The sequence below is a fragment of the Devosia sp. UYZn731 genome, from assembly GCF_040546795.1.
In the GTDB taxonomy this organism is placed as follows: Bacteria; Pseudomonadota; Alphaproteobacteria; order Rhizobiales; family Devosiaceae; genus Devosia.
Map to the genome: position 1 here is coordinate 1 of NZ_JBEPOL010000012.1, position 26934 is coordinate 26934.

General features: G+C 59.0%; 23 protein-coding genes and 1 pseudogene. 7 read left to right on the forward strand and 17 right to left on the reverse strand.

All coding sequences use genetic code 11. The annotated features are described in order from the left end of the window. Positions 1-160: pseudogene (locus ABIB57_RS23520) on the forward strand (IS110 family RNA-guided transposase); the annotation flags it as partial. A 1034-nt stretch (positions 161-1194) separates the two neighbouring features. Here the strand turns inward: ABIB57_RS23520 and ABIB57_RS23525 are convergent. From ABIB57_RS23525 to ABIB57_RS23550, 6 genes are all read right to left on the reverse strand, one after another. Beyond that, complete coding sequence (locus tag ABIB57_RS23525; protein ID WP_354043688.1) at positions 1195-3048, reverse strand: polysaccharide biosynthesis protein; 1854 nt, start codon at positions 3046-3048, stop codon at positions 1195-1197. Between the two features lie 201 nt (positions 3049-3249). Further along, positions 3250-4788, reverse strand: a complete 1539-nt coding sequence (locus ABIB57_RS23530; protein ID WP_354043689.1) for a hypothetical protein — start codon at positions 4786-4788, stop codon at positions 3250-3252. Beyond that, positions 4785-5552, reverse strand: coding sequence for a cytidylyltransferase domain-containing protein (locus ABIB57_RS23535; protein WP_354043690.1), 768 nt, complete (start codon positions 5550-5552; stop codon positions 4785-4787). Before ABIB57_RS23535 ends, ABIB57_RS23530 begins: the two co-directional genes overlap by 4 nt. A gap of 5 nt (positions 5553-5557) precedes the next feature. Next, positions 5558-6304: an SDR family NAD(P)-dependent oxidoreductase gene (locus ABIB57_RS23540; protein WP_354043691.1), complete on the reverse strand. Its 747-nt coding sequence runs from the start codon at positions 6302-6304 to the stop codon at positions 5558-5560. A 7-nt stretch (positions 6305-6311) separates the two neighbouring features. Further along, the gene (locus ABIB57_RS23545) at positions 6312-7091 is read right to left on the reverse strand and encodes an SDR family oxidoreductase (RefSeq protein ID WP_354043692.1); all 780 of its coding nucleotides are present in this window, start codon (positions 7089-7091) and stop codon (positions 6312-6314) included. A 3-nt stretch (positions 7092-7094) separates the two neighbouring features. Next, positions 7095-7859: an HpcH/HpaI aldolase family protein gene (locus tag ABIB57_RS23550; protein ID WP_354043693.1), complete on the reverse strand. Its 765-nt coding sequence runs from the start codon at positions 7857-7859 to the stop codon at positions 7095-7097. Between the two features lie 245 nt (positions 7860-8104). Here ABIB57_RS23550 and ABIB57_RS23555 point away from each other — a divergent pair, with 245 nt between their 5' ends. Both ABIB57_RS23555 and ABIB57_RS23560 read left to right on the forward strand, forming a co-directional pair. Then, positions 8105-9058 carry a phytanoyl-CoA dioxygenase family protein gene (locus ABIB57_RS23555; protein WP_354043694.1) on the forward strand — a complete coding sequence of 318 codons (954 nt, stop codon included), beginning with the start codon at positions 8105-8107 and terminating at the stop codon, positions 9056-9058. A gap of 215 nt (positions 9059-9273) precedes the next feature. Further along, positions 9274-9969, forward strand: a complete 696-nt coding sequence (locus ABIB57_RS23560; protein ID WP_354043695.1) for a class I SAM-dependent methyltransferase — start codon at positions 9274-9276, stop codon at positions 9967-9969. 20 nt (positions 9970-9989) lie between these two features. Here ABIB57_RS23560 and ABIB57_RS23565 read toward each other — a convergent pair whose 3' ends face one another. From ABIB57_RS23565 to ABIB57_RS23580, 4 genes are all read right to left on the reverse strand, one after another. Further along, a complete protein-coding gene (locus ABIB57_RS23565; protein ID WP_354043696.1) occupies positions 9990-10787 on the reverse strand; it encodes an acyltransferase family protein in 798 nt (265 codons plus the stop codon). Positions 10788-11222: 435 nt separating this feature from the next. Next, positions 11223-12092, reverse strand: a complete 870-nt coding sequence (locus ABIB57_RS23570; RefSeq protein ID WP_354043697.1) for an FkbM family methyltransferase — start codon at positions 12090-12092, stop codon at positions 11223-11225. Beyond that, on the reverse strand, positions 12085-12912 hold the full coding sequence (locus tag ABIB57_RS23575; protein WP_354043698.1) for a class I SAM-dependent methyltransferase: 828 nt from the start codon (positions 12910-12912) through the stop codon (positions 12085-12087). Before ABIB57_RS23575 ends, ABIB57_RS23570 begins: the two co-directional genes overlap by 8 nt. Positions 12913-12917: 5 nt before the next feature. Continuing rightward, on the reverse strand, positions 12918-14471 hold the full coding sequence (locus ABIB57_RS23580) for a polysaccharide biosynthesis PFTS motif protein (RefSeq protein WP_354043699.1): 1554 nt from the start codon (positions 14469-14471) through the stop codon (positions 12918-12920). 379 nt (positions 14472-14850) lie between these two features. Between ABIB57_RS23580 and ABIB57_RS23585 the strand changes: the two genes are divergently transcribed. Next, positions 14851-15714: a dTDP-4-dehydrorhamnose reductase family protein gene (locus ABIB57_RS23585; RefSeq protein WP_354043700.1), complete on the forward strand. Its 864-nt coding sequence runs from the start codon at positions 14851-14853 to the stop codon at positions 15712-15714. A gap of 82 nt (positions 15715-15796) precedes the next feature. After that, positions 15797-16987, forward strand: a complete 1191-nt coding sequence (wecB, locus tag ABIB57_RS23590) for a non-hydrolyzing UDP-N-acetylglucosamine 2-epimerase (protein WP_354043701.1) — start codon at positions 15797-15799, stop codon at positions 16985-16987. Here the strand turns inward: wecB and ABIB57_RS23595 are convergent. Beyond that, positions 16973-18451: a hypothetical protein gene (locus ABIB57_RS23595; protein ID WP_354043702.1), complete on the reverse strand. Its 1479-nt coding sequence runs from the start codon at positions 18449-18451 to the stop codon at positions 16973-16975. The genes wecB and ABIB57_RS23595 overlap by 15 nt on opposite strands. Positions 18452-18725: 274 nt before the next feature. On the opposite strand from ABIB57_RS23595, the gene ABIB57_RS23600 reads away from it, so the two are divergent. Together ABIB57_RS23600 and ABIB57_RS23605 are read left to right on the forward strand one after the other, a co-directional pair. Beyond that, positions 18726-20528, forward strand: a complete 1803-nt coding sequence (locus tag ABIB57_RS23600) for an ABC transporter ATP-binding protein (RefSeq protein ID WP_354043703.1) — start codon at positions 18726-18728, stop codon at positions 20526-20528. Positions 20529-20530: 2 nt separating this feature from the next. Continuing rightward, positions 20531-21679 carry a glycosyltransferase family 4 protein gene (locus ABIB57_RS23605; RefSeq protein ID WP_354043704.1) on the forward strand — a complete coding sequence of 383 codons (1149 nt, stop codon included), beginning with the start codon at positions 20531-20533 and terminating at the stop codon, positions 21677-21679. 4 nt (positions 21680-21683) lie between these two features. Here the strand turns inward: ABIB57_RS23605 and ABIB57_RS23610 are convergent, their stop codons facing one another. The 6 genes from ABIB57_RS23610 to pseI form a co-directional block, all read right to left on the reverse strand. Beyond that, positions 21684-22853 (reverse strand): glycosyltransferase family 4 protein, encoded by a 1170-nt coding sequence (locus ABIB57_RS23610; RefSeq protein ID WP_354043705.1) that lies wholly within the window; start codon positions 22851-22853, stop codon positions 21684-21686. Positions 22854-22936: 83 nt separating this feature from the next. Next, positions 22937-23836, reverse strand: coding sequence for a glycosyltransferase family 2 protein (locus ABIB57_RS23615; protein ID WP_354043706.1), 900 nt, complete (start codon positions 23834-23836; stop codon positions 22937-22939). Between the two features lie 13 nt (positions 23837-23849). Further along, on the reverse strand, positions 23850-24275 hold the full coding sequence (locus ABIB57_RS23620) for a CBS domain-containing protein (protein WP_354043707.1): 426 nt from the start codon (positions 24273-24275) through the stop codon (positions 23850-23852). Then, positions 24256-25140, reverse strand: coding sequence for a 3-deoxy-8-phosphooctulonate synthase (kdsA, locus tag ABIB57_RS23625; RefSeq protein WP_354043708.1), 885 nt, complete (start codon positions 25138-25140; stop codon positions 24256-24258). The genes ABIB57_RS23620 and kdsA overlap by 20 nt, the downstream gene beginning before the upstream one ends. Positions 25141-25373: 233 nt before the next feature. Further along, positions 25374-25883 (reverse strand): GNAT family N-acetyltransferase, encoded by a 510-nt coding sequence (locus tag ABIB57_RS23630; protein WP_354043709.1) that lies wholly within the window; start codon positions 25881-25883, stop codon positions 25374-25376. Then, positions 25880-26923, reverse strand: a complete 1044-nt coding sequence (gene pseI, locus ABIB57_RS23635) for a pseudaminic acid synthase (protein WP_354043710.1) — start codon at positions 26921-26923, stop codon at positions 25880-25882. The genes ABIB57_RS23630 and pseI overlap by 4 nt, the downstream gene beginning before the upstream one ends. Positions 26924-26934: the final 11 nt, after the last annotated feature.

Genomic DNA, 26934 nt, shown 5'->3' on the forward strand with positions numbered 1-26934 from the left:
GTCGTGGCTGAAGGCCTGGGGCATGCGGGTTGCGCAACGGCGAGGCCAGCGCCGTGCCATTGTCGCTGTAGCCCGCCGCCTGGCGGTGATCCTGCCCCGGATGCGGACCGATGGCACCGACTTCCGCTGGGGCAGCGAACCCGCTGCAGCGCTCGCCTGATACCCAACTACAGGAGCTTTAACGGTTCTGCCTCGGCAGGAAAGAGGTCCTCACGGGGACGAAGGTGGCGTGAGATCGTAATGGCTGCAGCCCTGTCAGTAGCAAGGGCGCCTGAAAGATTGGTCCACTCCACCTTTCTTACCCCATCATGGGGCGACCAAAGTGCCGACCCCGAAGAGAAGCGCGAGCCCCGTGTGGCACGACCTCATGCCAAGCAGTAAAGTCTAACCCTATACGCGTGCCGCTTATCGGCGACATTCCACGGTCAGCAGTGCCGCCCCCCCCGCGGCAGATGTCTTCGCGCGACCCTTGACACAATCCGCGATAGAGAAGCTGCCGTTCCTCAAGTGCGCGGCAGACGGCTCAAAAATGGGGTGGGTTACGATCCGCTAGGCGTCGGAGCAGCTCCTTCGGTACGCCAGCGTCGCAGGCCAGATGCCCATCAATATTTGAGGCGGTCGTGTGCCGGTCGCAGTTGGTAACAGGTCGCCTATCATCCCACCCCCCTAGCTCCGTGGAGCTGGGGCAACGCCGGCGCGTCCGCGGCTTGCTTCTGGGTCAAGAGCACCGTCAGGCACCCTTATCCAATGCGCGCGCAGCGCAGCGTCGCATTTTCTTCCTCCACGACAAGCACCAGCGGTCGGGGTTAAATTAAGTGGGCATTTGAGAAGGGAAGCGGTGGCCGGACTGAGGGTGCGAAAATCCCTTTGATAAACAACGACCTCATATAGAGTTTGAGGTCGAATCTAATTTGCTAAATTAACACCGCCGCTACTCACAGCGCGGGCGTTTACGGCGCTTGATCGCACATCGCAGGACGGACGATCGTGAGATCACCGTTAACGCACGGAAAGCGGGGATAAGGTGGCGAAGCAAGACTGTCTAATAGAATATAATTAAATCACTCCCGCATAAAAGAGTTCGAACAATCCGGACGACGACTCAAGTCAAGAAATCAAGAATTCGAAATTGCGACAGAACACGCTTCACTCTTCCTAATGAAACGACTAGAGCCAGCCCTTCTATAGATATGCTCAGCTACGGTCCGCGATCACGCTAAATAAAATTCTTCGCGCTTGGGGTTCGTCGCGTTGCTCCAGTACGCCTTCCAAAGCATCCAGCATTGTCAAGATATTTTGGCCACCCGTATCTGCCGTTGGTGCACGACGGATCTTTAGGTGCGAGGTCGTTACGGTGCTCGTTTCGTCGTAAAACAATTCCTCATACAGCTTTTCACCCGGCCTTTTTCCTACGACCACGATTTCGATTTCCCCGTGGGGAACCCCCGGGCCACGGACAGACAGGCCAGCCAGTCTTATCATGTTCTCCGCAAGCGTCCGGATCAGTACGGGCTCACCCATGTCGAGGACAAACAGGTCCCCGCCTTCAGACAGTGCGCCCGCCTGTGCGATCAGTTCGGCCGCTTCATGGATTGACATGAAATAGCGCGTCATTGCCGTGTCGGTGAGAGTCAGCGGCCCCCCGGCCGCAATTTGTTCTTTAAACAACGGCACCACCGAGCCGTTTGAGCCAAGAACATTGCCAAAGCGGACAGCGCAGAATTTCTGCCCAGAACCACTAGCGGCGGCCTCTCTCGCAACAGCGTTCACGATGAGTTCAGCCCAACGTTTGGTGGCTCCCATCACGTTTGTTGGGCGGACCGCCTTGTCGGTTGATATCAGCACAAAATGCATCACTCCCGCTTCGAGTGCCGCCCTAGCGATCGCGCGAGTACCAAAAACGTTATTGTAGATGCCTTCGAGCGGATTGGCCTCGACGAGTGGCACATGCTTGTAGGCAGCAGCATGAAACACTACGTCGGTGCCATGTTCTAGCATGGCCGCGGCAAGACGTTTCTGATCCGTGACAGAGCCAAGGAGCGGGACTATCGCAAGATCCTTGATGGTGCTCAACTCGCGCTCGATCTGGTAGAGGGCAAATTCATTGCTCTCGAACAGCACGAGGCGCTGCGGCGCCCACTTCGTCACCAACCGGCACAGTTCCGAGCCGATCGATCCACCGGCACCCGTCACCATAATGCTGCGTCCGGCTATGATCTGACCAAACAATTCCGGGTCAGACGGGATAGACGATCTGCCGAGCAACTCATCGATATCGATCTCACGGACTTCGCTGATCGAGTACTTGCCCGTGGCTATGTCGAACAGATGCGGTACCGTCCGCACCTTGATGCCATGTCCGCCGACAGCCGCAAAAATCTCCTGGCGGCGGTGCGTCGTCAGAGAAGGAATCGAGAGAATGACTTCGGTCACCCCATATCGCTCCACCAAAGTGGGGAGATGGGAAGGGCTGAAGACGCGCACACCGGCGACATCCCGACCGTGCAGCTGTGGCTTGTCATCGAGAAAGCCAACGACCATGCGCTGGCCTTGCATCCGCAGCGTATGCGCTAGTTGCGCACCGGCTTCACCGGCTCCGTAGATGGCAACCGGCCGGCTCCCACTTGCAGAATTACCGCTGGGCCACAGAAGCGCCTTGGCGATAAATCGGCTGCCAGCAATGAAGACGATACCGAAGGCCCAGTAGAGAAAGGGAACCGAGCGCGGCACCGTTCCACTACCTGCCATTTCGGACAAAAAGACGACGACAACCCAACATACCACAGCGATCGACATGGCCTGCAGGATCGTCCACAACGCCTGCACCGGCAGAAACCGGATTATCGCACGATAGAGGCCTGCTCTAATGAAAATGGGGATCGCGATTACCGGAGCGCTGGCTATCAGCATGAACTGATCCAACCGCGTCGGCGGTAGCCAGCCGCCGTAGCGCAGGGCGTACGCGGCGCATAGTGCAGCGGCCAGAGCGCACAAATCATAGCCAACGAGCAGGACACGTTTCCAGAAGCGAGGCAGGCTGCCAACCATGTTCTGGATGGGCTCTACGAGTTTAGGCACTGACAAACCGTTGGGCGGACCCATTCGCATTATGCACCCAGTCCAAACTCATCACGACAATGCAGGATGGGATTACAGAGTTCCCTGGCCGCGCCATGCCCATATTGCGACTGGGTCGCATAACGCGCCCCCCACTGAGCGGAGCGAAGGTCGGGGTGTGGCTGCAATACTTCAGGCAAATCGGCTGTCCTCTGCTAAAGCGCCCTGACCACTAACCCCATTGGCAATATCGATCAGCGCCGCAGGGTTGATAGGAGCGAAGTATGTACTGCAATAGAGGCGGGCAGCCGCCAATTCTGCCTGTTCGAGCTTAACATCGGTCGGATTTGACATCGCAGATGCCAAGTCCGCCCCGGATTTGATAGCTACCCTCCAGGCATCCAGGTCGGCTAAGGGGTCGATAGAGGAAAACTCTCCTGGCAACCCCAGATAGAACGGCTTGAGACCCGCCTCGACTCCTTGAAACACGGCGCTAGTCCCACGATAGAGCAACCAGCGACAATCGACGAAATCGGCTTCTAGTGGGCCTTGATCCGACCATTCGACATTGGTTGGCAGGCTGCGGAGCAGAGGCGCCTCGGACAGAAGTTGTTCCCTTTTCAGCACCGGGTGAAGGCGGATGCGAAACTTGACGTCAGGCAGCAGTTTTGCGGCCTGTATCGCCGCCAATATCAATGGCACGCTTTCGGAAACCAGTCCCTCGGGTAGAACGAGGCACCGTTGCGGGCGATCTGGCGACAGTGCCGCCGTTCCCCGCCGGACGCTGCCAAGCACGCCAAGACGGACATTGGGCATCTGCACCAATTCCTTGAGCTTGTCACGGGTAACCGTGCCGGCGGTTAGGATATGGTTTGGATCGAGCGCCGCGCCGAGGGAGGCGGTCATCGCCCGCGGCTCCGGAAACAGCACGGCATGGCTATAGCCGACGCATTGGATGTCGGGCACGGACCGGCGGGCCAGCAACATGGCCAGTCGTTCCCAGGCGTGCCCCTCATAGGTCATCACCACAACGCGGGCACGTGTGTGTTTCGTCAGAGCAGCAACCTGCATGCCGATACGCAATGCGCTGCGTGCCGTCCCCGAACTGGAATGCATGGCGGCGCGGATGGCGAGCTCGGCGATCAGGGCGTCGCTGGAAGAGTGGCTCTTCAAACGTCGCCCAGCGCGTGTCAACGCGAAACCATTGCGCAGTTCCCCCAAGGCCGAGAGCGTTCTGGCCAGCAGCAACCTAGGTGCCGGCTGCTTCTTCCAGCGCGGTGCGATGCTGGCCCAGGAGAGGCCGGTGTGGTTTATCATGGCGACGGCGCAACGCAGTCCATGCTGCTGCAGTTCCTCCGGCAGCCTACCATAATAGAGGTCCTGCCCGCTCGTAGCCTGCTCTGGCCGCAACAGATGCGAGACGAAAAGGACGTCGATCGGCGCGCTGACATCGTCTCCCTGCCATGCTGTACTCTTGTCGCGCAGCGCAGTGCCGAGTGCCCTGAGGCCCACAAGTTTATTCTTGAGACCAGTCCGCGGTTCGTCGAGTCCATCGATCAAGGGCCGATAGAGTGTTAAATTGCCCGGATGTATGTTGCGCGGATGAAGATAGGGATTGGCGATCATCGCGGGATCGCCTGCGCCTCTCAATATGTCAGCCGATGCCGAAGCCAGTATCCCGAAACACTCGGCGAGTTGTGGATCGGCGACCAAGTCCGCTGCGTCGATCATGCGAGAATCCGCGCGAGCAATTGGGCCTGCTCGGGGTCATCGCGAATATGCTCCAGCACGATGTCGGCTTCGTGCGGTTCATTGACCGATGGCAGGCTTTCCTCGACCGGGACGGAGTGCAGCGAATGGCCGGCTTCCACGATGCGCATCTGCTCGATGGATTCGTAGCGCTCGACCAGCGACTGGGGCGCGGCGGCGATCTCGAGTAGGAAATCGCGGCGATAGGCGATGATGCCCAGCACCTTGCGGATATAGCGCTGTTGATCGGCAAAGGCGGCCGTCGAGGGCGAGCGGCGGAAGCCGTAGATCACCCGGCCTTGGGCATTGATCGCGTATTTGACGAAGGAGTGGCGGTCGAGTTCTTCGGGCTCGCTGATCGGCGCCGTGGCGTTCCAGGCGTCGTTTTCAGGATTGGCGTTGATGGCGGCAATCATCGCCTCGACATGGCGCGGCAGCAGCAGCGGCTCATCGCCTTGGAGCAGGAGCACGTGGGTGCAGTCGAGCGCCGCCACGGCTTCGGCGACGCGCGTGGTGCCGTTGCGGTGGGTATCGGCGGTCATGATCACGTCGCCGCCGCCGGCCCGCACGGCATCGGCGATTTCGATATCGCAGGTGGCCACCGCGACACTGTGCAGGCCCTGGGCCAGCAGTGCCCGGCGCCGCACATGTTCGATCATCGGCATGCCGGCGAACGGGAACAGGATTTTGCCGGGGAACCGAACGGACGCCAGATGGGACGGAATAACGGCAACGATCTTGGTCACTTGGGTCACCCTGGCAAGACGCCACTGTCGACATTGATGCACTGGCCACTGATGGCACGTGCCTGTTCGGACGCGAGGAACACGGCCATGGCCGCCACGTCCTCGCCTTCGGGCAGAAAGCCCAGCGCCGCATCGCGCGCCGCGAACCCGGCGAGGAACGCTTCGGGATCGCCCTTGGCGGGCGAGCCTTCGACGGCCAGCGCCTCCATCAGACCGGGCGTCCGCACCAGCACCGGGCACAGCGCATTGATGCGAATGCCGCGCGGTCCCAGCTCCTTGGCCAGAGCCTGGGTCATGCCGTTCATGCCGAACTTGGTGGCGACATACATCGAATTGTTGGCCGTGCCGCGCTTGCCGGCAAGGCTCGAGATATTGATGATGACGCCGCCCTTACGCAGCCCTTCGGACGCAATCTTGCAGCCGAAGAACGCCCCCTTGAGGTTGACCGCCATCATGTCATCGAAGAACTCGCCGTCGATATCACTGATCGGCCGCCAGGCGGAAAAGCCGGCATTGTTGATGTAGACATCGAGCTGGCCGGTCCAGTCCATGGCGGCGTCGAGCAGGCGGCGGTGGTCCGCCTCGTTCTGCACATCGCATTGCACGAAGCGGATATTGTCGGGGTCGACTTCCGATATGCCGCTATCGTTGCGCGCGCCGACCACGACCTTGTAGCCAGCCGCCGCAAAGCCTTCGGTGAGCGAGCGGCCAATGCCCTTGCTGCCGCCGGTGATGATGACTGTTTTGGTCATGAGCGGCCTAAATGGTCATGGCGGAATAACCGCCGTCGACGGCGATCTCGGCCCCGGTCACAAAGCCCGACGCATCCGAGGCGAGCCAGATCAGCGCGCCGATGAGTTCGGAGACTTCGCCATAGCGCTTCATCGGGGTGTGGCCCAGGATCGCGGCTTCGCGCTCGGGGGTGATGAAGTTCTTGCGGTTCCAGTCGGTGGGGAAAAAGCCCGGCCGGATGGCGTTGACGCGCACGCCCTGCAAGGCCCATTCGCGAGCCAGGTTCTGCGTCAGGTTCTTGATGCCGGCCTTGGCGACAGAATAGGGGAAGGCCTTGGACAGCGGGGGGCCGGCCGAAGCCGACGAGATATTGATGATCGAGCCACGGCCCTTGCCGACCATGTGCTCGCCGATGACCTGACAGCCCAGGAAGGTGCTGGTGATTTGGGAATCCATCACCGCATTCCACTCGGAGAGTTCCATCTGGAAAAACGGCGTGGAACTGTTGATGCCGGCGCCATTGACGAAAATGTCGAGTGGGCCGAACGCTGCGACGGCCTGATCGAGGGCCGCCTTGAAGCTGTCCTTCTTGGTCGCATCGAGCTCGACGCCGACGGCTTGCCCACCGGTATCCTTGATCTGCTGGGCGACGGCCTCGGCCTTTTCCAGCCGCAAATCCATCACCACGACCTTGGCGCCGGCCTTGGCGAGGCCTCGGGCCATCTCGCCGCACAAATGCCCGCCACCGCCGGTGACCCCGGCAACCCGGCCCTCGACGCTGAACAGCTCGGACGTAAACGCGTTCATGGGTCAGGCCTTCCGGAACTGATTGACGACTGCGCCGGTCTGGCGCGCCCAATTGGTTAGCACGAACAGGTCCGAACCCAGGATGACGTATGTGTAGCCCTGGGCAAAAGCGTCCTCGACCGCCTCGGGCGTGACATTGGCGATCTGCGTGCACACACTCTTGCCGGCGCGCGCACAGGCCTCGACCACCTTGCGGGCGGCTTCGCGCACCAGCGGATGGTTGGTCTGGCCGGCCACGCCCAGCGAGCCGGAAATATCGTAGGGCCCGACCATGACGCCGTCGACTTCGTCGAAGGCCAGCAGCGCGTCGATGTTCTCGACGCCCTTGATCGACTCCACCTGCAGGATCAGCGAGGAGCTGTCGTTCCAATCGGCGATGTAGGCGTCGAAATCGAAGCCATAGCCATGGGCACGGTTGACGCCGTAGCTGCGCTTGCCGTTCGGGGGGAACTTGGTGATGTCGATGAGGCGGCGGACCTCCTCGGCGGTCTCGACCATCTGGATGATCATGCCGTCGGCGCCGGCTTCCAGCAGCGGCTTGACGATGTCGTTATTGTGCGACACCGGCCGCGGCAGGCAGGTCACGCCCTCGGCATGGCACGAGGTGATGATCTGCCGTGCTTCCGCCAGCGAGATGGTGGTGTGTTCCATGTCGATGGCGATGAAATCAAAACCCGCCTTCGCAAAGGTTTCAGTAATCCCCGGATCGGGATAGGACACCCAGCCGCCGAACACGCGCTCACGATTGCGCAATTTGCGTTTCAGCATCTGACGCCGTTCGAGCGCAGCTGGATATGACATGGCAGGATGTAACCAATCGATTGAAGGATGCCTGTGCCTACCAAGATGGCCGACGCAAAACAAGCTATCGCTCCATGGCACCAAGCTGGGCATAAACCATGGCCAGGCCGGGATCGAGGCCAGTTTGTAGCTGGCATGGCACGGACTCGAAATGCTAAGTACAAACTCGAGATTAGCTTGATTTGCCAGCCGGACGGCCAAGGAGATTGTCGATGAGCGAGCGTATGGCGTTTGTTAGAACTGCCTTGGAAAAGTTGGCACGCGTCGGCCGTCGGGCCAATGCCAGCAATCTGACTTCTGAGCAATCGGCACAACTCGCGCACCTGCGTGAGCACGGCTATGTGATGTTCGATCACCTCGTTGGCACAGAGAGGCTAAAGCAACTGCAGGAACAATACCGCAAGCGCATCGAGGAAGATCTCAACTTCGAATTCCCCACGCTGGCGCAGTCGCGCATCGACCCAACGCGGGATGCGGACCTGATCAAGAGCAACTTCTTGGCGACACCGCATACCCTCGCTCAGCGAGGTCTCACCTTCGACCGCAAAGACGTCAAATCCTACGGCCAAGCGGTCGCCGAGTACGAGCCGTCAACCTTGACGACGGAACTGCCAGACACTGGTGACTGGTTAGACCTCTGGCTTGATCCAAACGTGCTACCGATCGCCGAGGCCTATTTCGGCTTTGTCCCTCAGATGGTTGAAGCCTATATTCGTCGCAATTTTCCGGCCCGTTTCGTGGTGATGAACCACGCCTGGCATCGCGACAGGAACCATGAGACACACCTGCTTAAGGCTTTCGTCTTCTTGTCCGACTGCACCCTCAAGACTGGCCCGCATCACTACATTGCAGGCTCGGTCAGTGACCGTCGCATTGACGGAAAGATTTACTATTCTGACGACGAAATCCGTTCGGTCTACCCAGAGTCGAGCGGACGCGAGATTATCAGCGTGGTACCCGCTGGCACGATAATTCTTGAGGATACGCGCGGATTACACAAGGCGGGCATGCCCGATGAAGGCTATCGCGACTTGGGCTACTCCACCTTCGTGCCCCCTATCGCGCTGCTGAACCGCGGTTCGCTCTATAAGGTGAGCCGGAAGACCTTTGACAAACTCACGCCTGCCCAACAGCGCTATATTCCCCCGGCAAATATAGTACAGTAGCGCCGGATGAAACTGGTCAATTCATATGAGGCTCGTCAGTGGCGATAGTTGACCGTTTCCATACCATGAAGGCGCGCGTCACTCGTCAGCTGGCGCGCAGGTCTTTCCATTTCCTGGAGCGACACCTCGACCTACACGTCACCGCAAACGAATATTACTCACCCATACCCTCGGTGAAGGATTTGACGCCGGACGTGTATGAGCGCCCATTTTCCATGATGGGCGTTGACATGAACGAGACCGGGCAGATGGAGCTGCTGGACACAACGTTCAGCAGCTATGCTGACGAATATGTGCCCCAGCCCAATGGCGGTCTGTCTCTGGCCGACGCCTTTGCGCTTTATGCCCTGATCCGGGAGCGCAAACCGCGCAAGATGGTGGAGATCGGTGGCGGTGACAGCACGTTGATCGCCATGCGGGCGGTCGAAAAGAACCGAACAGAAGGCTTTCCCTGTCACTTCACCTGCATCGAACCCTATCCGCGGCAATTCCTGCGCGACGCCCACTGGCCAGACTACGAACTGGTGACCGAACTGGTGCAGAATGTGCCTGTGGCCATGTTCACCGATGCCGACATCGTTTTCATCGACTCTAGCCATGTCAGCAAGATCGGCAGTGACGTCAATTACGAATTCCTCGAGATCGTGCCGCATACCCCGGTAGGATGCCTGATCCACTGGCACGACATCGTCCTGCCCACCAATTACTGGAAGGACTGGACGGAGCTGTCGGGCCAGTTTTGGAACGAGAGCTACATGTTGCACGCGTTCCTGCTCTACAATAACGCGTTCTCGGTGCGCTGGGCGGCGCGCTATATGCAGCGCCTCTATCCTGCAAAATTGCACGAACGATTTCCCTACCTGACGGCGGGCCACCGACTCTCATCATTCTGGGTAGAGCGGGTCAACTAGCCCGGAATGTGCTGACCAATTCAGGTACCGCCCGTTCTTTTAGGCTCAGTCCGAGCGCTCTCAAATCCACGTTTCGCGTATCTCAACGCGTCGACGCCACGTTGAAATCGCATGAGAAACGCTGCAAGCAGAATCGATAGGGCGATGGCCTGCAGGTAAAACTGAGGGTTGTTATCGTAGGTTCCAAAGAAATACTCAACTATGTAGCGGGCCAGAAAGTGCGTGAGAAATAGGGGGTATGAAAGGTCACCAAGTAATTTATCCCACCCCACCTGGGTTCGCACCCGCGTCAACTCCAACGTAACTAGCGCCGCTGGCAGCAAGAAACACATGGCAAAGAGTACGTCGTACGTCGATAGATTGGCGATCCGTCCTGTGTAGGGCCCGACAATAACGAAAGTGAATAAATAGGCCGCCCATATTATGGCCAGGTGGCTATCGCTTTTGTTTGCCCCTTTAAATCTCAAATAGGAAATTCGGCCAAGGAGAAAAGTAACGCCCACAAAGACCGGGAAATCCATCCCTAGATAATCGCTGATCGGTATTGTGCAAAGGTTCTCGCGAATGATGCCGCCGCATTGAACAAACCGGCCAATTGGACTGCCAATCATGAGCACGATGAGGTGACCAGCTGCAAGCAGATAAGCCAATATGACACTTTTGCCATAGCTCAGCAGTGCCAATAGAGGGACAGTAAGGTAGAAGCAGGCTTCGACGCCAAGGCTCCAAGCTGGTGGGACGATTGTTAACGCGTGAGCCTCGTTCCAAGGGATCATCTTAGAAAAGGCATTGGGTATTACTAACAATTCCAGCGGCACCCTGCGCCAATCGAACTGGAATATCCCTGTACTACAAAAAAACAAAGGGAGACGACAAAGACCAGCGCATAACTTGGCCAGATCTTGATGAACCTGTCCAGGAAGAACGCGGTATTGGGCGACGCGCTCTTCGCCACGAAACGCTCGTAGGACATGGCCATCAGCCAACCACTGATGAAATAAAACGCGAGTACCGAGCTTTGGCCGAGGTTGGATTTTAGATATACGCCGGGAAAATGGGACAACATTACCAGCGACGCAAGCAAGAACCTGAACGTGCCCAATTTCTTCCTACTGATCTATGAGTGCGGTTAGCAACACGCGACGGTAATTCTACACCAGCATATTACCGCCCATTGAAGCGCGTTTAGCTGATGGTGGTCGTTCTGGATTGGCGGATCGGTATCCCGCTAGCGCCAGATGCTGAGCAGTGAGTTAGTCACGCACCCATATATTGTTCCACACCTGTCCGGCCGCGGCGTCAAACGCAGCCTCAGAACGTCGTTTGTCAGCGAGTTTCAGGCCAGCGCGCTTCAATGTGGCCTCAGCCATTTCCTTCTGCTCGATGAAGTCATCATTAAGTTCCACCAGAACAGATTTGAGGCGCGTATCGGACAGCACTCTTTCCCCGCCCTTCAAAATTAGATGCTCGACACCGTCCACATCCATCTTGATTTGGTCCGGCTGTGGCACACCGAAGAACCCCACCATGTCATCCATAGAGACACCTAGGGTACGGTATGACAAGTTGAACTTCAGAGGCTTGTTGTCATAACCATAGCCAACGGCAAAGGCCGAAAGCGCCCCTCCGCGATCGGCCATCTGCAAGCGGAATGTGTCCTCGCCGACGCTGCTGAACAACGGGCAGGGAACGATGCAGATTGAGTCTACAAGGCCGTTAAGGAAAATGTTCCTCGACAAGAGCTCTAAATTTAGCACGGAGGGCTCGAAGGCGTAGATTTTTGCATTGGGATGACGCTTCGCTGCGTAGAGCGAGTAGAGCCCAATATTTGCGCCGACGTCCCATATTACTTCGGGTTCGACAAAGCGGTCGATCCATTCCAAGGTCTCTGGCTCCTTTTCGCTGAAACTGGCGGCACGGTATGTGCAAAGAGCGTTAGGAGTGACGACTGTCAGGCTGTACGCGCCATGGGTAACGGTGTCCTGGTGAGCCAGAAGTGCTTCGACTGCATTTCCCCGAATTCGGCCTTGCCAACTGGGACGGACACTCGTCATGAGACTGTCGAGCAGCTTCACCAAATGCGTAGGAACCCGCGTTGCGGCCATTACAAAAGACTTAAGCATCTCGGTTCTCCCGCGGGTCAGGCTTACGCAGGACCGTCACGTACTTTCTTTGCCTAGTATCGGATGCCCAGGCGGGATTTTCGCGCTTGATGAAGTGGGTTACCTCAACGGGGGTGCGCGCTGCCAGATAGTTGATCACATTGAGGCCGGCCGCCGAGGCGTAGGCATCACCGCCCTTTGGGTCGGTGTAGACGTCGTCGCACAGCACTAGGCCGCCGGGACGGCACATGTGCCAGGCATTGCACATGTCCCAGGCAACTTCGGGGTAGAGGTGTCCGCCATCCATCCAGATGAGGTCATAGGGACCAGGGGCGGTCGCGGGCAAGAAAAAGGAATTGGCTTGCACAAAGCGGATGCCGTCCTGACGCACACGGCTGTCGCGCACCTGCTTGTATTCCGCCAGCACGGCAGGATCGTCGCGCCGATAAGACGATGCCAGGATCGGGTCATTGTCGGGCAGGTCGCAGGTGACGATGCGAGCCTGCGGAAACAATGCCTTGAGGATCACCGTCGTCTTGCCGCGAAAGGTGCCGATTTCCAGGATGTCGCGCGCGCCCTTGCCCCACTCGGTCAGGCTTAGACATGCGAACAGCAACCAGTGCACCGAATCCGTGCCTGTCACATGATCGAAGCTCTGGCCAGAAAGTGGCAGCAGTACGCTGTCGAGCCGTTCACGCCCCGCCACAGGATCGAACCCGGCGGATGTGAACTTTGCGCGCTCCTCGGCCTGCACCGCACCAAGATCATATTGGGCCAGAGCTGTCCGGCGGCGGAGGAACGCGGCGTAGCGGGATGGATCTAGATATTTGGTCATCGCCATGGAAGCTACTCGGATAGGCGGCCGCTGGATTCCGCCAGCCGGTCCGCTGTAAAGGCATCGGCAAGCCATTGCCGCAAAGCTGGCTCGCCCTGCAGCAGGGGTAGACCATGCCGCTGGCGTTCGGACGCCACGATAGTTCCCGTCGGATCGAACAAGGCCGAAGGAACACCTGATTCTCGCCCAAACAGGCCTGGGCTGGAGAATGGCATAGAAACCACTGCATCGCACATTTCCACCAGGCGCCGGGCCGAAATTCCCGGGTCAAGGATCAGGACGTCGGGGCTTGCCTTCAATATCTCAGTTTCCACGCGATAGGATGAATGGGCGTGATTGCCGATGTCGCGCTTCTGCTTGAGTATAAGCGTTCCCCCGACGCTGCGCACAGCTTCCTGACACTGGCGCAGGAAATCGACGGTCACCCTTGCACTATAGTAGGGTGGCACTAGACCAAGCTTGGCCAGGCGTGCCGGCTTGAACGGCGCGACGTCGAATATGGCAACAGAGCGGGGTGGGAGTGCGGGGATCAACGAACCAGAGTCGGTGAGTGGCACGGTCCCCACGATGATGATGCGGCTACTGTCATGGCCCCATGCCCGCACCAGATCGGCGTGATGGCTGTCCCACACTAGATAGTCAGACCAGCTCATAATACGATAGCCCGGCAGGAATGTCGGCTTTCCATGCCGCGAGCCATACCGGATCGATTCGTCCATATTCGTCGCATAGAAGAGCAGTTGCGCTCGGCTCCCCGCCACGCGTTCTGCCCAGACCGTATATAGCGGCCTGTGGATCCACTGCGAGTTTTCCGCAGCGTAGTTCCGCGCCATAGAGGCGGGACCCAAGGCGCGCGCATGTGCGAGTTGTACCATATCACGCAGCAGAAGCATGACATGTGGCTGCCCGACCATGACGCCGACAATGGCAGCGGCCAGCGCGCGCGCACTGCCAATCATAAATTGCAGATAGCCAAAGCCCGAAAGGCGTGGCAAGGCAATCGCTACAGTAGTGCAATTGGCGGGAAGTTCCGAAACACCGGTCGGCGTCTCGATCCACAAGGGGGCGCCGCGCGAGCGATCGGCAAACCACCCAACCAACGACTCTCTCGGACCGTTGCCACCGCGCGACAGCAGCGACGGCGGCAGCGTCATTAGCACGTCATAGGGCTGCTGCGGCGCTGCGCTCAATTTGCCGCGCAACGAGGCGATAAGGATCCGCATAGCGGTGGAGACGCCACGAACCCCGTGTAACAGCACGACACGGCCGTAGCGTAGCACTGACGCAGCCGGTCTGAAGCGCAGTCCGCGCGCCTGAAGATAGGCGCGCCAGTGATGCGGCGCAGCGAGGCCGGTCGGACGACTGCCTACAGCGAGCAGTATACTTGGCTGCAATTCGGTATAGAGCGTAGCAGCCAGCAGATATTGCCGAGCGCAGATATCGAACTGGTCTTCTATCTCGCCTGGAATGCCCGCAAGGCGAGTCAGCCACCGAGAGGTGTGCAGGCTAACATGACTGACCTCGTCAGAAAGACGCGTGACCTGGTCAGGATCGGGACCGTCCATCACCTCTTGCCACGATCGGCGCAAAGCCAAAAGACGCGGCAAGGCCCGTGAACGTCCACTGCGCCGAACAGACGTCTTGATCCATTCGAGGAGACCTCCGGCAAGCTCGTTCGCTATCAAAAGGACAGCTCCGCAACAGTCGGGCGGGTTCGCAAGGGCATGAGCTGGATCCGATAAATTGCCTCAGCCGCAACGGAAACGGAGCGGATATCAGGTGGTGACGGCGCATCATTGGAGGGCCGATAGCTGCAGATAAAGCATTTGCACGGCCTCGTACAGGCCGCCACAAGCAGGTTGCGCATTGCGGACCTATATGCCACCTAGTCGGCGATCAATGCCTGGCGGATTGGACTGGCAGGACGTAGGGTCGAGGTCGTCTATGCGCGTTCTGATATTGGGTGGTGATGGCATGTTGGGCCACCGCCTTTTGCTTGAACTTTCGCCCAGGCATGAAGTCGTCTGCACCCTGCGGCGCGACCTTGCCGAGTATCATCAGTTCGGCATTTTTAACGATCAGAACAGCCTGACGGGTATCGATGCGCGCGACACCGAGCGCCTGATAGAGGCGATCGGTACGGTGCGCGCGGATGTCGTTGTCAATGCCATCGGAATTGTCAAGCAGCAGCCCACCTCATCGGACGTGCTGCAAAGCCTCGAGATCAATGCCGTGCTGCCGCACCGACTGGCTGCCGCCTGCCAGCAGTCTGGCGCGCGCCTCATACATATCAGCACCGATTGTGTTTTCGCGGGTGATCGCGGGGCCTATAGCGAGGACGACGTCGCTGACGCAATCGACACATATGGCCGTACCAAGCATCTGGGCGAGGTCGGTGGTAACAACTGCGTCACGCTGCGCACCTCAATGATCGGCCTTGAATTGCACCGCAAGCGCAGCTTGGTTGAATGGTATCTCGCCCAGCGTGGGACCATTCGTGGATTTTCGCGCGCCATCTATTCGGGCCTTACCACGCCCGAGCTAGGCCGAGTCATCGACATGCTGATTACCCGCTTTCCCGACCTGTCGGGGGTCTATCAAGTCGTGTCCGAGCCGATCTCGAAATTCGATCTGCTCTCAGATCTCAACACCCTGCTAAACAGGCAGGACCTTGTCATTGCGCGGGAAGAGGTCTTCTTCTGCGACCGCAGCATGAAGGGCGATAAATTCAGAGCCGCAACAGGCTACCAGGCTCCGGCCTGGGACGTCATGCTGGAGGAACTGGCCACAGCAATCCGCCAGCGCTGAGCGCTGGCCTGTTCACCTTATCGCTCCGGTCTGATATTGCCCAACCAGCCATGGCGTCGAGTCATGCTTGAAGGAGCCCGACGTGTCATCGATCAACCCGCCGCCCCCCCATACCGGCCGTCTCAAGGTCGTCACCATCGTTGGCACGCGGCCTGAGATCATCAAGCTGAGCCGTGTGATTGCCGCGCTCGACCGGCACACCGAACATGTCCTGGTCCATTCCGGCCAGAACTATGACTATGAGCTCAACGGGATCTTCTTCGAACAGCTTGAAATTCGCCGCCCTGACCATTTTCTGGAGGCCGTTGGCGAGACGGCGGCCGAGACCATTGGCGCAGTGATTGCCAAGAGCGACCAGCTGTTGCGCGAGCTTAAACCCGATGCCGTGTTGTTGTACGGCGACACCAATACCTGCCTCGCGGTGATATCCGCCAAACGCCTCAAGATCCCGATCTTTCACATGGAAGCCGGCAATCGCTGCTTCGACCTGCGCGTGCCCGAAGAGATCAACCGCAAGATCGTGGATCACCTCAGCGACATCAATATGACGCTGACTGAGCATGCACGCCGCTATCTCATAGCCGAAGGCATAAAGCCCGAGACTGTGATCAAGACCGGCTCGTCTATGCGCGAAGTGCTCTCATATTATGCCCCTGGCATTAATGCGTCGTCTGTCTTGTCCGATCTCGACTTAAAGCCGCAGGATTATTTCGTAGTTTCCGCGCACCGCGAAGAGAACGTCGACGTGCCGGCTCATCTGCAATCTATGCTGGCCTCCATCCAGGCTCTGCACGATACCTACGGCAAGCAGGTCATCGTCTCCACGCACCCCCGTACGCGCAAGCAGCTCGAGAATTACGACCTCTCGGCTTTTCCCGGCGTGCGCTTTCTCAAGCCATTGGGCTTCTTCGACTATGTGCACCTGCAACGCCACGCCTTTTGTGTTGTGTCCGACAGTGGCACGCTAACCGAAGAAAGCTCGCTGTTGGGCTTTCCGGCGGTGATGATCCGCGAATCGCACGAACGTCCAGAGGGCATGGATGTGGGAACTCTGGTGATGAGCGGCCTACAGTCTGAACGCGTGCTGGACAGCGTTCGCGTCGTCACAGAGCAGGCGGCCGAGGCACTTACCCTGGGGCAACGGGAGCCCGCGGTGGTCGCGGATTATGACGTGGCCAATGTCTCAGGCAAGGTTGTCCGACTGATCTTGAGCTATACCCAATATGTCAATCGGACGGTTTGGTCACGCCCTGCTGCTTCAGACCCCGGCTGAAGGCGCCGGGCCCATTCGCTCCCAGAAGACTTTGGCGAGCACCATGCAGAGCCAGCCGATGCTCAACGCAATGGCAAAGTGGCTGCAGATAGTCAGCCAGTGATCGAGGCCGAACAACTGCAGCAACCCGCTGGTGGTTGCAAGGAACAGCCAACCTGTGGCGGCATAGGGCGCGAACATCGGCCCGACCAGCCGCTGCACCGTCAGGTATCCAGCCTGGACTGCTGCTGCCATCACCGTCATTAGCAGTAGGCCTCCAACGGCGCCGCCCTGCAACCACGCATAGCCCCAAGCTGTCCACGGCTCGCTCAGGAATGCCGTCCGCACATGGTTTTCGTCATAACCGCGATAGGCCATGGTGAAAACCCGCGAGGTCATGATGTCGTATCCGGGGAACAGCTCCCCCGGCACCATGTTGTTAAGATAATTCTTTAGCGAATAGAGTGGTGTCATGAAGCGGTCAATCACGGCCTGATCTGCCGGCCGGTTGATTATCTGCAATGGGTAATCGATCAGCCCCAGCCGGGTGATCACGGGTGACACCACAAGCGCCACATTCTGCACCAGCGGTGAACTCACTGCCATGCGCCGCAATGGCCACATAGCCTCCAAGTCCACATCCACGGTCCGCACACGGAGCCAATCTGCCGCCACCTGGGCAACGGCATTTTTACTCTCACCCTGCGCGATTCGGATTACCGTTCCCAAAGGATATATCAGGGCACTCACCGCCACTGCGGCCACAAGAACGCCTGCGAAACGGCGCCCTGAAAGACGGACATTGCCGTAGCGTGCAATTGCAGCCATGCCGAAGATCAGAAATATGCGAAGACCACCACCACGCGACCCCAGGATAATTGACAAGACTATCCAAAGAAACACACCCAGGCCGACAACCAGCACTTTCCACGGCGTCACCGAGCGCTGCAGAACAGCCCAGCAGATGAGCATCATAAGCGCCGCATCGGTGTCGAATACCCGCACCAACCAGCCCATCGGGCTGCCCCAGGCCGACGGTTCGCCAAAAATGGAAATCTGAAGCACGAAATAGACGAAGTAGGCGGCCGCTCCGCAGGGTATCCAGTAAAGGAAAATTCCCGACAACGGGAAACTTCGCGGGACGGTATCGGCCTTCGGTCCGGGCACCAGTGCGCCAATGACAAAGCCGATCAGCAGCGCCGCCGTTCCCGCGACAATGAAAAGCAGCCCGTTGCTGATCTCCGAACTGCTAAACGCATCGATTCCCACGAAGGTGATCATCTGGGCGGGAAACAGAAGGAACGCGGCGAGCCGTGGCAAAAAGAACAATATCATGAACCAGGCCAGCACAATAACATGGGCTGCGGTCTTATCCCCAGTTACCCCCAGGCCCAGCACCAGAACCATATCAAGCGCCAACACGAGTAGCACGCCCCACCAGGACATCAGTTCCGAAGGGCCGAGCAACAGGATACCTAGCGCCATGATGGCGGCATGAAACAGAACGATGGCGCTTGTTATACTGGAGAGGGAGAATTTCGTCGTAGTAAGAACTGAAATCGCCGTATTCCTTAGATCAGGTGCCGCCGCGCGAGGTGTCAGACATATACGCGAGGGCCGCGAGATCAGCAATCGCAGGTCTGGCCTTGAGAACAGAGCAATCGCATTTTTGCCCGTATCAGCGTTGTTCCCTGCACTGGTATTGACTAAGGTCCGCCTTCATCGCGCCGCCCTTGGCTGATCAGATTGCGTTCCCAACATGACATCCCCATTCCGCCAAGCCATCGACCTGCTCGATGCCAAGACCAGACGCTCCATGCCACTTTTGATTGGCAGTTTCGCGCTGGTGGCTATTTTCGACGCTCTGAGCATTGGCCTGGTATTCCCGTTGGTCTTGACACTCGTAGATAGCGATTCTCTCGAACGCGTCAGCTGGCTCGCCTGGATCGCCTCCCTGATGGGTACGACGGACCGCGGTACAGTGGTCATGGCCCTTGCCATAGCCATGGGCCTACTCTTCGTCGTCAAAAACGTCGCGTCGGCCGCTCTTGTCGGCTGGCAATACGCAATTCTGTTCGACGCCGAGGCTGAGGTTGGCGTGAGCCTCTACATCCGTTACCTGACCATGCCATGGCGGCAGTTAGCGGGCCGCAACTCGTCCGAGTTGATCCGCAATGCCTCGACGTCGGCGAGCCATGCATTCCTGTCATTCATGATACCTGGCCTGACCATCCTGGTCGAAGGGGGCCTTACTGTCGCAGTACTGATCATGCTGCTATTGGTCGATCCACTGGTTGCCATCTCGTCCTTCCTGCTGGTCGCCTTAGCGGCGGCCGTCTACTACCTGTCGGTCCATCGAGGGCTGGCGCGGGTCGGCAGCGACTTTCAGCGCTCTTCCTTCAACTTGCTCAACCAGCTCAAGCAGGGTATTGGCGCCGGCCGGGAACTGCGTGTCTTAGGGCGTACCGACGATTTCGTGCGGCAGATGCGCGAGGCGCGAGATCTGTATTCCACCGCCCAGGCGAAGCGTAATTTCCTGACCCAGTTGCCGCGCTACTACCTCGAGTCCGTGCTCGTCGTCGTCGTCATCGCAGCGGTTGGGCTAGCGATGACCACACGCTCCATCGCCGATATTGCACCGCTCATGGCTCTCTTTGGCGTGGCGGCCCTTCGCCTGATGACTTCGGCCAGTCGCATTCTCGCCTCGGTCCAGCAGGTCCGGATCGGCGTCGAGCCACTTGGTGTGGTCCATGCCGATCTGTTCGGGTCCATACCACCGGAACACCCTCTGAGAACTGTGTCCGCACAACAGGACGTGCATGGCCTGCATCTTGAGAACGTGCATTTTGCCTATCGGCCAGACCAGCCTGCCCTCAGGGGCGTGAATCTACAGATCGCCGCCGGTACCAGCGTAGGCATTGTCGGCCCTTCTGGCAGCGGCAAGAGTACGCTCATCGACATCATCCTAGGGCTGTTACAACCAGACACAGGAACTGTTGCCGTCGACGGCAAGAATATCCATGCCGACCTGCCGGGGTGGCGTGCTTCGATAGGATACGTGCCGCAAAGCATCTATCTCACTGACGACACTCTGCGCCGCAACGTCGCCTTCGGACTAGCGGAAGCCGACATAGATGACGAAGCCGTCAAACTGGCCATCAGGCACGCTGAACTTGAGGCATTCGTGGCAACCCTTCCACATGGCATCGAAACCAATATTGGTGAGCAAGGCGCGTCACTTTCGGGCGGCCAGCGCCAGCGTATCGGCATAGCCCGCGCGCTCTATCACAACCCCTCAGTGCTGCTGATGGACGAGGCGACCTCCGCCCTCGACAGCGAGACCGAAAATACCATCGTCGAAGCTATCGACGTACTGCGCGCCGACAAGACAGTCATCGTTGTCGCTCACCGCCTCAGCACAGTGCGGCGTTGCGACCTTCTGGTCATGATGGAGGCGGGCGAAATCGTTGAAACCGGCACTTTTGAGGTTCTACTGGCCACGAGCCCGACCTTTGCCCGCATGGTGCGACTGAGCGCAGGCGCCGGCTCGGATCAGGCCTGACCATGCCTCGCCACACGAAGGTCTTGATTTTTTGCGACTATTTCATTCCCGGCTTCAAGGGAGGCGGCCCGGTCACCACCTTACGCAACCTGCTGGTCCGCCTCGGTGATCGCATCGACTTCTACGTAGTGACACGTGACCGCGACCTCGGTGATGAGCGGTCCTACGGCGATGTGAAAACGGGCGTCTGGCTACCCATCACGGGCGGCCAGGTGCTTTACCTGCGAGAAAGCCAGGCCTCTGTTGCTCGCTTCAGAGACCTCATCGCTGAGATCGCACCGCAGACGGTCTATCTCAACAGCACCCTGTCACGCCGGTTCTCGCTGTTTCCCTTGCTGGCCGCACGCTTCTCCAGCCCGCGCCCGCACATAATTCTAGCACCGCGCGGCGAATTTTCCGACGGCGCATTGGCGCTGAAGCCACTGCGGAAAAGACTCTATCTAACCGCCCTTCGGGCCGGAGGGTTGTGGCGTGGCGTAGAGTGGCAGGCCTCAAGCAGCTTTGAGGCAGCCGATATCCGGGCCGTTGCCGGCCGAACCGAAGAGGTCACGATCGCACAGGATCTTCCTGGCGCCCTGCCCGAGCTTGCGCCCCGAAGGCCAAAGCGGAGTGGCCGCGCCGAAATTGTTTTTCTCGGCCGAATTTCGCCTATGAAGAACCTGGACGGCGCCATCGGTGTGCTGCAGGGCCTTATCGGTGAGGTCGACTTCCGGGTCTATGGCCCAATCGAGGATGGCCCGTATTGGGAACGCTGCCTGAAGCTGGCGGATTTACTCCCCAGGTCAGTGCGTTTTCGCCATATGGGCCAGATCGCGCCTGACGCCGTGCCTGCCATTCTGGGCGGCGCAGATGTATTGCTGCTGCCATCGCACGGCGAAAACTTCGGCCACGTGGTGGCCGAAGCATTGGGCGCCGGATGTCCGGTTATTCTGAGTGACCGAACGCCTTGGCGCGATTTGCAGGCTTTGGGCGTTGGCTGGGACTTGCCGCTGGATCAACCCGAAAGTTTTACGGCGGCTCTTCAGCATATCGTGGATATGGGCAACAACGAGCATGCTACCTATCGCGATGCATCGCGGGCGCACGCTGGCCTGATCACTGACGATATTGCTTTGCTCGAGAGCAATCTAGCGCTGTTCCAGCGCCAATAGACGCTTATCTGGCAGCGCCCAGCGCCGCCATCTCGCCAACAAGTTGGTCGACCAGACGGTCGCGATCGAAATGATTGACCGAGTAGGCTTTGGCGTTCCGTCCCATCTGGCCCCGTTTTTCTTCGGAAAGCCCATATAGCGTCAGAACGGCCTCGGCAAGCTTGTCGGGATCACTAGCCGGCGCAGCAAAGCCGGCGCCCGACTCAAGAACGATACGCGCACCTTCCCCATCCATGCCAGCGATGATCGGCTTGCCAGAAGCCAAGTATGACTGAATCTTCGTCGGAATGGTTTTGGCGAAGATCGGGTCCTTACGCAGCGTAACGAGCAGTGCATCAGCATGCGCGAAAAACAGGGGCATGCTAGACTCCGGATGCTGCCCCAGCAGCGCGAACCGATCGCCGAGCCCACGTTTCTTGACCTCTTCCGCCAAAAAGGCGTGGCGACGTCCATAGCCGATGACAACCCATTTGATCTCTGGATAATCCCGGAGGCGCTCTGCCGCGGCAAGGACCGTTTCGAAATCCTGCGCCTGTCCCACGTTGCCGGCAAACATCACCCGGAAACCAGGGGGCATTAGGGCGCCCTGCTCAGGGCTTTGCTCAGGCGACAGGGGCTGGAAGAGCGGGTCGACGCTTTGCGGGAAGTAGACGACCCGATCTGCCGCTATGCCCGCCCGCTCAACATGCGTGCGAAAGGCCGGGGACTGAATGAGTACGCGATCGGCGCCGCGATAGATATGCAGCACCATGGCGTCGAGCAGTCCGAGTACCCAGTTGGCCTTCACGCCCCCAGCAGCGGCCACGCTTTCCGGCCACAGGTCCTGTACCCAGATGAGCATCGGCGCCCCGGTATGACGTTTGACCGAAAGGGCAGTCAGCCCCACCGTGAAGGGTGACGGCGCATAGCAGAAAATGGCGTCGAACCGGCCATTCAACCGCCGGATCCCGAACAGGCGGGCATTGGCCACGAATGACAGGTAGTTCAGCGCTAGCCGCAGGCCACCGCCTTTGCCGCGCGGAATGACCGGGACGCGAAGCACGTCGGCATTTTGGTAGCAGTCCACGTCATGCCCAAGATAGCTATAGCCCTCGAAAAAGTCCCCCGCTGGATAGTTGGGCTTCCCGGTCAGCACGGTGACTTTGTGGCCACGCTCCGTCAGCGCCCGGACCAAGTGATTGATCTGGAAATTTTCCGGCCAGAAATGCTGGGTCACCACCGCGATTTTGAGACGTCCCTCCGATTGAACGGTCCCAGTCACTTCCAGATTCCCTCGACCGAACGGGTTCCATGGACCAGGAGGTCGCGTAGTCCCAGCAGATTGCCCCACAGGCGCAGCGCGCCAGCGCGGTTGCATCCCTTCAACGATTCCAGCCCGTTGCGCACACATTGTCCGAATAGCGCCCAGATCACGGGAAGGCGCTTAAAGCCACCAAGCTTGCGCACAAAGTAGACGCGGTTGACCACTTGCTGCCGCCCCAAGCTCACATTTCGCTCAATGCGGATTGGATGCGGCCAATGCCAGACCTTGGCATCGGCGACCACCCAGAGCTGAGTTGACCGCGATACCCGGTAGCTGAAATCGAGATCCTCAAGGAAGCCGTGGCCGATGTACCACTCGTCATACTGGAAGGCCCGGATAACGCTCCGCCGCCACAAGGTTGCGCCGCCATAGAGCCAGTCGGTCCGCATGTCCTGCGACTGCGGCGTGATCGATGTAGCAAAGCCGGATGCGAGCACCCGTCCCTGCTCGCCGCCATTAATCAAGAAGAGGTCGGCGACCTTGCCGAACAGCCCATGTCGCAGGGGCTGGTTCTTGATGGTAAAGGCTGCTCCTCCTACCTCATCGCCCGCCTTTTCCCAGAATGCCCTCATCCGCGCGGTGGCGTCGGGCTCTAGTTCAAGATCGTCGTCAAGATATCCCGCCACGGTGATGTCGGCCTGAAGCGCCGCCATACCGGCATTGCGCTGGCGCGCCAGCGAAGGCGGATATTCCCGCACATAGGTGATAGGCAGGCCAGGATAGTCGTCGACCAATGCCTTGATCGGCGTATCGCCCCCATCGACTATGACGATCTGTGTCGGTTGCACTGTCTGGGCCGTCAGGCTGACCAGTAGCTTCTGCAGGTCGTCGTGGCGATCCTTGGTCGGCACCACATAGGCGATCCGATCAGGCATTCTGGCCAAGCAGCTTCTGAACCACGCGATGCAGGTGTAGCAGGCCAACGAGGCGCCCGGCCTCGTTCAGCACCGGCAGATCCCAGACCTGCTTGGCCTCCATGATGTCCAATGCGCTGCGCAGGCTCGCCGTGTCCAGAACGGTTGTGGGTGACAGCACGGCGTGGTCGATCACGTCGTCGGCAAAGAACGCCGAGAATGGCTTCTGCATGCGCAACAGTTGGCGCCTGAGATCGCCGTCGGTCAGGATGCCGTCGAGGCCGCCCTCGGGTCCGCTGATGCAGATGATCCCGAGGCGGGCCTTGCCCATTTCTTCCAGCGCGGGCTTCAGAAAAGTGCATGGTGCAACCACTGGGAACTTGCCCATTCCCAGCATCACATCGGCGACGAGCAGCGTCTCATTTTGGAGGGTGGACATTGTCTTCTCCAAATTTTTCCAGAATTTCCAGGCGCATTGCATGCATCATCTTGGCCTGCGTCAGCACGTTTTCCAGATATTTGATATCGAGAACCGTGTTTGCGTCGGACAGCGCATTGTCCGGGTCGTCATGGGTTTCCATGAACAGCGCATCGATACCGCAGGCTACCGCAGCCCGCACTAGATAGGGAATGTATTCGCGCTGCCCGCCCGACACGTCGCCCATCGAGGTCGGCATCTGGATCGAGTGGGTGGCGTCGTAGCATACCGGATAGCCGTTCTGCGCCATGATGGGGAAGCTGGTCATGTCGTTGACCAGCATGTTGTATCCCAGGAAGGTGCCGCGATCGGCCAGCATCACCTGCGTGCAGCCATGCGATTCGAGCTTGCGAACGGAATTCTTCATGTTCCAGGGGCTCATGAACTGCCCCTTCTTGACATGCACCGGCCGACCGGTCAGCGCCGCAGCGCGCAGGATCGAGGTCTGTCGGCAGAGGTAAGCCGGGATCTGCACCATGTCACAGACTTCGCCCGTCGCCGGAGCCCATGCGGGGTCCGAGAAATCGGACACCACGGGCACACCGAACTCACGCCGGACGTCGGCCAGAATCTGCAGGCCTTCCTCCATGCCCAAGCCGTGAAAGCTGTCAGGAGAGGAGCGGCAGTCCTTGTCGTAGCAGGACTTGTAGATCCATGGGATATCAAGCCGCTGGCAGATTTCGCCAATGGCCTCGGCCATCTTGAAGGCGTGGTCACGGCTTTCGATGGCGCAGGGGCCACCCAAAAATACCAGGGGAAGTCCGTGGCCGATCTGGACCCGCTTGACGTCCCCATAGCCCACTTCGATCGATCGATGTTTGGTCATTCTCGACTTTCGGCCCGATGGCACGAGCTTTTAAGACAGCGTTTACCGACACGGTGTCGGCGAGCATGTGTTCAAGGCACAGTTACAAGAACAGGGGCGATTCGCCCTAGTGTCTTCGATCTTGGCCGCCGAGAACGATCTGTCGGTATCAGCCGTCTGGCAGCCGAAGGGACAGGATACTGTGGCCAACTTGCACGAATTGGCCACCGAGACAAGTCAACCGGGCCTGCGGGTCAAAGTCGCATTATCATCCTATGCACACCCGCCTGCTCGTCCAGGTGCGGCGTCTTGCCAACAACGAAACCGGCTTTTTCATAGGCTCGAACGGCAGCCTTATTCTCCGCATCCACGCCAAGCAAGATCTGTGCAATACCCAGTTGCTTCAACCAGACGGCAGTAGCGGCAATCACTTCTGCGGCGACGCCACGCCCACGAAAATCAGCATCGCCAATAAAAATGCCAAACACCGCATAGCCAGCCTGCTGGTCCACCGGCTCGAATTTAACGTTGCCGATGTGCAGTCCAGTGTCGCGCGAAAAAATGCCGAAGAATACGACCTCCGGCCGCGCCAGTTTGTCGATAACATAGGCCTGAAGGTCCTCGAGCGTACGTGTGGTTGCGCTGGCCACAATGTGCTGTGCCCGAGCACCGCTAAACCAAGAAAGATAGCGCTGCGTGACGTCGGTAACCTGCAAGGGGCGGAGGATAAACCCGTTGGTTTCCAGCACTGGAACCGTTATCATCCCAAGCAATCCCAGTCGAGTGGTGTACCTTTTCGCATCGCCGTTTTGGCAGTTCGACCAAGCACCTGATCATAAAATCTCGGGGCGAGGCCATTGCCCGGCCGAACGATCCGTAGATTTGTCGAGGTGAAAATATCGCCCGCTGCTACATCCTCGGCAATATAGATCGACCTCCGGAAAATCAGCGACTTCTGCTCGGCTTCGGTTGGTCCGTATTTGACAGCTCCGAGCCCCTGCCAGGCCCGCTCTGTCTCGATCACCAGCGACGTAAGTTCGTCCGGCTCCAGCGAAAAGGAGCTGTCCACGCCGCCCTCGGCACGAGAAAGGGTAAAGTGCTTCTCGATCACAGTTGCCCCATGCGCCACTGCCGCGACGGAGACGCCAACTCCCATGGTGTGATCGGAGAGCCCAATCTCGCAGCCAAATAGCGACCGCATGTGCGGAATGGTCAGCACATTTGTGTTGGCGGGCGTTGCCGGATAGGTGCTGGTACACTTGAGCAACACCAGATCTTTACAACCGGCGCCCCGGGCCGCGCGCACCGCCTCGTCCAACTCGGCCAGCGTCGCCATCCCGGTTGAAATGATCAACGGCTTACCGGTAGCCGCCGCCTTTCGAATGAGCGGCAGATGGTTGTTCTCAAACGAGGCGATCTTGAAGGCGGGCACGCCTAGGTCATCGAGGAAGTCTACAGCGGTCTCATCGAAGGGCGAGGAAAAACAAGCCATGCCATGTGAGCGAGCGCGATCCATGATCGGCTTGTGCCATTCCCAGGGCGTGTAGGCTTGCTTGTAAAGATCATGCAGGTTCTTACCCGTCCAAAGGCTGTTTTTATCTTCGATCTCGAACGCCCCGCCCCGCACGTCGAGCGTAATGGTATCGGCAGTGTAGGTCTGCAGCTTGAGTGCCTGCGCGCCGCTTCTGGCCGCCGCATCCACGATCGCAAGCGCTCGGTCAAGCGACTGGTTGTGGTTGCCGGACATTTCGGCAATGATGAACGGGCGGGCCTCGGGGCCGACGTAGAAGTCCGAAATTTTCATGTTTGTCACTT

Excerpts from the sequence above, each read along its gene's own strand:
- ABIB57_RS23525 (WP_354043688.1), bottom strand. The coding sequence starts at position 3,048 with ATGGTTGGCAGCCTGCCTCGCTTCTGGAAACGTGTCCTGCTCGTTGGC.
- ABIB57_RS23540 (WP_354043691.1), bottom strand. The coding sequence starts at position 6,304 with ATGACCAAAACAGTCATCATCACCGGCGGCAGCAAGGGCATTGGCCGC.
- ABIB57_RS23580 (WP_354043699.1), bottom strand. The coding sequence starts at position 14,471 with ATGGACGGTCCCGATCCTGACCAGGTCACGCGTCTTTCTGACGAGGTC.
- ABIB57_RS23630 (WP_354043709.1), bottom strand. The coding sequence starts at position 25,883 with ATGATAACGGTTCCAGTGCTGGAAACCAACGGGTTTATCCTCCGCCCC.
- ABIB57_RS23575 (WP_354043698.1), bottom strand. The coding sequence starts at position 12,912 with ATGGCGATGACCAAATATCTAGATCCATCCCGCTACGCCGCGTTCCTC.
- ABIB57_RS23560 (WP_354043695.1), top strand. The coding sequence starts at position 9,274 with ATGATGGGCGTTGACATGAACGAGACCGGGCAGATGGAGCTGCTGGAC.
- pseI (WP_354043710.1), bottom strand. The coding sequence starts at position 26,923 with ATGAAAATTTCGGACTTCTACGTCGGCCCCGAGGCCCGCCCGTTCATC.
- kdsA (WP_354043708.1), bottom strand. The coding sequence starts at position 25,140 with ATGACCAAACATCGATCGATCGAAGTGGGCTATGGGGACGTCAAGCGG.
- ABIB57_RS23595 (WP_354043702.1), bottom strand. The coding sequence starts at position 18,451 with ATGGCGCTAGGTATCCTGTTGCTCGGCCCTTCGGAACTGATGTCCTGG.
- ABIB57_RS23555 (WP_354043694.1), top strand. The coding sequence starts at position 8,105 with ATGAGCGAGCGTATGGCGTTTGTTAGAACTGCCTTGGAAAAGTTGGCA.
- ABIB57_RS23530 (WP_354043689.1), bottom strand. The coding sequence starts at position 4,788 with ATGATCGACGCAGCGGACTTGGTCGCCGATCCACAACTCGCCGAGTGT.
- ABIB57_RS23620 (WP_354043707.1), bottom strand. The coding sequence starts at position 24,275 with ATGTCCACCCTCCAAAATGAGACGCTGCTCGTCGCCGATGTGATGCTG.
- ABIB57_RS23545 (WP_354043692.1), bottom strand. The coding sequence starts at position 7,091 with ATGAACGCGTTTACGTCCGAGCTGTTCAGCGTCGAGGGCCGGGTTGCC.
- ABIB57_RS23600 (WP_354043703.1), top strand. The coding sequence starts at position 18,726 with ATGACATCCCCATTCCGCCAAGCCATCGACCTGCTCGATGCCAAGACC.
- ABIB57_RS23605 (WP_354043704.1), top strand. The coding sequence starts at position 20,531 with ATGCCTCGCCACACGAAGGTCTTGATTTTTTGCGACTATTTCATTCCC.
- ABIB57_RS23550 (WP_354043693.1), bottom strand. The coding sequence starts at position 7,859 with ATGCTGAAACGCAAATTGCGCAATCGTGAGCGCGTGTTCGGCGGCTGG.
- ABIB57_RS23585 (WP_354043700.1), top strand. The coding sequence starts at position 14,851 with ATGCGCGTTCTGATATTGGGTGGTGATGGCATGTTGGGCCACCGCCTT.
- ABIB57_RS23570 (WP_354043697.1), bottom strand. The coding sequence starts at position 12,092 with ATGCTTAAGTCTTTTGTAATGGCCGCAACGCGGGTTCCTACGCATTTG.